The 3,515-nt window shown below is 66.2% G+C and carries 2 protein-coding genes and 3 pseudogenes; 1 reads left to right on the forward strand and 4 read right to left on the reverse strand.

Features of this window, described 5'->3' with window-relative positions:
- A pseudogene (locus NA4_RS37630) lies at positions 1-605 on the reverse strand (ATP-binding protein); the annotation flags it as partial.
- Positions 602-1,051, reverse strand: coding sequence for a hypothetical protein (locus NA4_RS43975; protein WP_067480902.1), 450 nt, complete (start codon positions 1,049-1,051; stop codon positions 602-604). The gene NA4_RS43975 and the pseudogene NA4_RS37630, both read right to left, overlap by 4 nt.
- A gap of 151 nt (positions 1,052-1,202) precedes the next feature.
- Here NA4_RS43975 and istA point away from each other — a divergent pair.
- Positions 1,203-2,153, forward strand: a pseudogene (gene istA / locus NA4_RS37640) (IS21 family transposase); the annotation flags it as partial.
- Positions 2,154-2,207: 54 nt separating this feature from the next.
- Here istA and NA4_RS43980 read toward each other — a convergent pair.
- Positions 2,208-2,591: pseudogene (locus NA4_RS43980) on the reverse strand (alpha/beta hydrolase); the annotation flags it as partial.
- Positions 2,592-2,715: 124 nt separating this feature from the next.
- Positions 2,716-3,075 (reverse strand): hypothetical protein, encoded by a 360-nt coding sequence (locus NA4_RS37645; protein ID WP_067480905.1) that lies wholly within the window; start codon positions 3,073-3,075, stop codon positions 2,716-2,718.
- Positions 3,076-3,515 lie beyond the last annotated feature (440 nt).

The raw sequence follows: 3,515 nt of genomic DNA on the forward strand, positions 1-3,515 counted from the left end.
GTTCGAGGTCAGGATCATGGAGCCGCCGGAGGAGGTGCGTTCGGAGATCAGTTCGTAGAGGTCGTCGGCTTGAGTGGCGGTGAGCTCGCGCATGCCGAAGTCGTCGAGGATCAGCACCGCGGGCCGGACGAACTCCCGCAACCGTTTGTCCCAGGTCCGATCGGCGTGACCACCGGCCAATGTCGCCAGCAGCCGACTGGTCTTGGTGAACCGGACCTCGGCGCCTTGACGGATCGCCAGGTGCCCGAGACCGTGGGCCACATGCGTTTTGCCCACGCCGACGGGCCCATACAGGACCACGGACTCGCCAACCGGCAGCCAGCGCAGCGCCGCGAGGTCGCGGATCTGCGCGGCGGGCAGTTTCGGGCTGGCGGCGAAGTCGAACTCCTCCAGAGTGACCTGCTGTTCGAAGTGGGCGCGGCGGATCCGGCGGGCGATCGACTGCGCGTCACGGCGGGCGATTTCGTCGTGGCAGAGGACCTGCAGGAACTCGATATGCCCGAGGTCACCGGCGCGGGCCTGCGCCAGGCGGGATTCGAGGGCTGCAGCATCCCCGACAGCTTCAGCGTCCGCAGCGCCTGCTCGAGCGCGACATCGACGATCATGCCGACACCCCCTCACCGCGCTCGCCGTCCACACCGTCGTCCTGGGCGCGGTCCGCGGCGGTGGTGTCCATGGCAGCGTTCGTGGTGGCGCGGATCGCGGCCACGCTGTCCGGGTTGGGCAGCGCCAACACGTTCCGGAACAGCCGCGAAGGACCGTGCAGGAACGCTGAGGGGCCTCCATCGCCGCTGCTGGGCGGCAGCGGATCGGCTTCCAGGCCGGCGGCGAGGATGCCCTTGATGGTCCGATAGGACGGGTCGCCGACGGCGATCGCTTTGGCGCACGCCAATTCGAGCCGCGCTTCGCCATGGCGGTCGGCCAGCCCGAGCACGCCCTGGGCCGCGCGCAGCCGGAACAACGCGTTCTCGCTGAGCAATTCGGCGACCACGGCGACCGTCGACTCGCCGATCTCTTCGGCTCGTTTGCGGCACCAGGTCGGACCCTTCATAGTGGCTGTGACAGCCTGATCTGGCCCCGGTGTGACGGCTTGAGTTGGCCCCACTTGCGACGCGCCGGGCGGGTTGTGACGGTTTGATCTGGCCCCACCTCAGTCTCGATTTCGACATGGTCGTTTTCGAGCTGGTGGAAGGGGTCCGGGAATGGAGCCTCGGGTGGAGTTGTTTGCTGCCATTCGGCGTGATGCTCGTGTCGAGGGTCTTTCTATTCGTGAGCTGGCCCGCCGCCATGGAGTGCATCGGCGGACGGTGCGTCAAGCATTGGCGGCTGCGCAGCCACCGGCCCGGAAGGTGCCGGCGCGGCGGGCGCCGAAGCTGGATGCGTTCAAACCCGCGATAGACGCGATGCTGGTTGCGGATACCACCGCTCCGCGTAAACAGCGCCATACCGCCCGGCGGGTGCTGGCCAGACTGGTCGAGGAACACGGCGCCAGGCAGTTGTCCTACTCGACGGTGCGTGACTATGTGCGGATCCGGCGCGCGCAGATCGACCTCGAGGCCGGGCGCCGCATCGAGGCATTCGTTCCGCAGCAGCGACTACCCGGCCAGGAAGCCGAGGTCGATTTCGGTGAGGTCTGGGTGATGCTGAACGGGGTGAAAACCCGCTGTCAGATGTTCGTGTTCTGGCTCGCCTATTCCGGTCGGGCGGTTCATCGTGTGTATCCGACCGCGGGGCAGGAAGCGTTCCTGGAAGGACATATCGAAGCGTTCAACGCGATCGGGGGTGTCCCGACCCGTCATATCCGTTATGACAATCTGACCAGCGCGGTGCGTCTGGTATTGCATGGCAGTGACCGGAGGCGGGCGGAGAACCCGCGCTGGGTGTTGTTCTGTTCGCATTTCGGAATCGATCCTTTCTATTGCCAGCCGGGTTTGGCCGGTTCGCATGAGAAAGGTGGCGTCGAGGGCGAGGTCGGCCGGTTCCGGCGCAACCGATTGACCCCGATGCCAGTGGTCGATTCCCTCGATGAACTCAACGACCTGATCCGGGAGTGGGAGACCGCCGACGGGCAGCGGCGCATCGATGAGCGGGTGAACACGATCGGCCAGGACTTCGCGGTCGAGGCGCCGCTTTTGGCGCCGTTGCCGGTCGAGGAGGCGGTAGTCCACGTTGAACGCAGGTATCCGGCTCGCGTGCGCGATCTTGGCGACCAGACGACGGTGGGTGTTCAGACCGCCGCAGATGTATCCGCCGCCGTGGAAATACAGCAGTGCTGCCTGCTGTGTGTGCCGCGGGTCGGGGATGTCGCCGTGCCATAACCATTCCGCGCGCCAGTTGTCTGCCTGCACCTTCGCGCGTTTGGTGCCGTGCGGGGCCGCCAGCAGCGCGGCCGGGAGATCCAGCAGGCGACCGAATCGGCACAGGTGCTCGAGGGGGTGGCGGCCACCTGTGTGAGTCAAGGCGGCCAACCCCAATCCGATCGTGGCTTGCAGCAGTGGGTGGGCGACTCTGGTCGTAATACACGCTCGGTTCGGCCGCTCCACGATCAGCGACGACACCACCGACCGTGACCGCGCGGCCGCCGCGGTCATCGACGTCTCCCCAGCGGCCCGTTCGAGGGCGCCGCAAGGAAATCTTGTTCGGAGTCAGGCCACATCCGGGTCATCCCTGTGCTGTAGACGGGGCTTGACAGCACGCCCGGATGGTGCGGGTCGGTCACGGGAGCTGCCGACCCGCCGCGCTGTGTTGGACGCAGCACGCGATTTCGTGGACGACGGCCTCAGCGCGCGCGTGCAGGACCTCGTGCAGGACCATCCGTGACATGGACATGCTCGACATATGCCCCTGCAAGGTGAGCACCAAGTGCGCGCCGGCGCGGCGGCACTCCTGGATCAAGTCGACGAACGCCGGCGGGAGCAGTCCGCTCTGCGGTGATGGTTCATGGAACACGGCGGCCAGGTCGTAGCCCAGTGACGTGGCGGCGGCCCGCAATGTGGCCTCACCCGCGTCGCGGTCGCGGTCATGGATCAAGTCATCGCGCGAGTACCCATAGGCAAGAGGTAGCAGTGCAGTCATCAGAGAAAACCAGTTCTGCATCGACGGCTCCAAAGACACCCACCTGCGCCAGACCAGGGCGGGCGGGATGGGTACTGGGGCCGGACACGGTAGCGCAAACCGCGCAGTCCTTCGACAGTGCCAGTGACGTTAACTCGGACGTTGCGGCCGTCGGGTGCGGCGACCGAGCCGGGCGGGCTGGACGGTTTGATGGACATCAGGATGAGTTTCTGGCTGGGTGGTGTGCGGAGTCCGCCTGCGCGACCGACTCCCTTGTCGGCCTACCCGACGGCATTGTCGAGGGCGGTGCTTGAGACGGGGTGACAGCGTCGTCACCGGGCTCGTGCTTGCTGCAGCGCACTAAAACCAGTCTCATCGAATAGGTACCGGGCCCACATGGGGCATATACCTATTTACGGTCATGCGATCACCTATGTACGGTGGCGCGATCGGTGTCCAGA

This window comes from Nocardia amamiensis NBRC 102102, assembly GCF_001612745.1.
Taxonomy (GTDB): Bacteria; Actinomycetota; Actinomycetes; order Mycobacteriales; family Mycobacteriaceae; genus Nocardia; species Nocardia amamiensis.

Coding starts and splice junctions, on each gene's coding strand:
- NA4_RS43975 (WP_067480902.1), bottom strand. CDS start 1,051: ATGAAGGGTCCGACCTGGTGCCGCAAACGAGCCGAAGAGATCGGCGAG.
- NA4_RS37645 (WP_067480905.1), bottom strand. CDS start 3,075: ATGACTGCACTGCTACCTCTTGCCTATGGGTACTCGCGCGATGACTTG.